The sequence below is a fragment of the Rubneribacter badeniensis genome, assembly GCF_002899695.1.
In the GTDB taxonomy this organism is placed as follows: Bacteria; Actinomycetota; Coriobacteriia; order Coriobacteriales; family Eggerthellaceae; genus Rubneribacter; species Rubneribacter badeniensis.
In genome coordinates, this window is sequence record NZ_PPEL01000166.1 from 1 (window position 1) to 1059 (window position 1059).

The 1059-nt window shown below is 65.4% G+C and carries 1 protein-coding gene; it reads left to right on the forward strand.

Translation table 11 applies throughout. The features are described from left to right. The first annotated feature begins 143 nt into the window (after positions 1 to 143). Positions 144 to 836, forward strand: a complete 693-nt coding sequence (locus C2L80_RS13475; RefSeq protein WP_103263374.1) for a nucleotidyltransferase domain-containing protein — start codon at positions 144 to 146, stop codon at positions 834 to 836. The last annotated feature ends 223 nt before the right edge of the window (positions 837 to 1059 follow it).

The following is a 1059-nucleotide window of genomic DNA, read 5'->3' on the forward strand; positions in this document are numbered from 1 at the left end:
CCTCCCCTCGCGTCTGAGCCCCCGCGTCTGCCACTCCCCCTCCTCGCGGAGCTTCAAGCGATCCTCGGATGCGAGGGAGAGAGTGCCGCGCAGCTAGCGATCGGGTACAATAGCGCGACCGCCAGCAATCGAAAGGACACCCAATGGATGCGTTCAAATGGGCAGAGGATGCGGCGCGCCGGCTCAAGCGCGAGTTCGGCGACCGCCTCTCGTTCGTCGGCCTTCAAGGCAGCCGGGCACGGGGCGAGGCTCGCGAGGGCAGCGACATCGACCTCGTCGTGCTGCTCGACGGCATCAGCGCAGACGACCTTCGTCGCTGCCGGGCCGTCATCCAGACGATGCCGCAGAAAGAACTCGCTTGCGGCTTCGTCGGATCCACGCGGGCCGTCGCCTCGTGGCCCCGCCACGAACTCCTCCAATTCGTCTGCGACACGCGGCCCATCTGCGGAGACTTCGAATCCATCATAGACACGGGCTTCACCTCCGACGACGCCCTTCGCGCAGCCCGCATCGGCGCATCGGGAATCTACCATGCGCTCTGCCATGCCCGCGTCTTCGACGGCATCAATGCGCGCACCGCCCTAGAACCACTTTTCAAGCAAGCGTTCTTCGTGCTTCAGGCGCTTCAATTCGCACGCACGGGACGCTATCCCGAAACGAAACGCGACCTCGCAAAACGCCTTGCCGGAGAAGAGGCGCTCATCCTCGAGGTCGGACGCGACTGGGAAGCGCACCACCCCGTAGACGCCGAAGGGGCGGAAAAGCTGACCGACCTTCTGCTTCGCTGGTCGGAAAACGTCATGGCCTCGACAAATACCGAGAACCCCGAGCGATAGCGTTTCGCAATCCCGAAACCCTCCGAGGCGCCATGGGATCGAAGAGCCGGTCGCTCGCCATGGCAAGCATCGTCGCCGCCGTTTCGACCAGGACACGTCCTTTAAGGAAACGACGCTCGACGGGCCTTCGGACGCGCGAGGCGGCAAAACGGTTGCGGCCGCCAGGGGCCCGCGGCCTCTCCGGATCCGTCCGGACATCCACCCCCGCCCGCCTTGCCTGCCC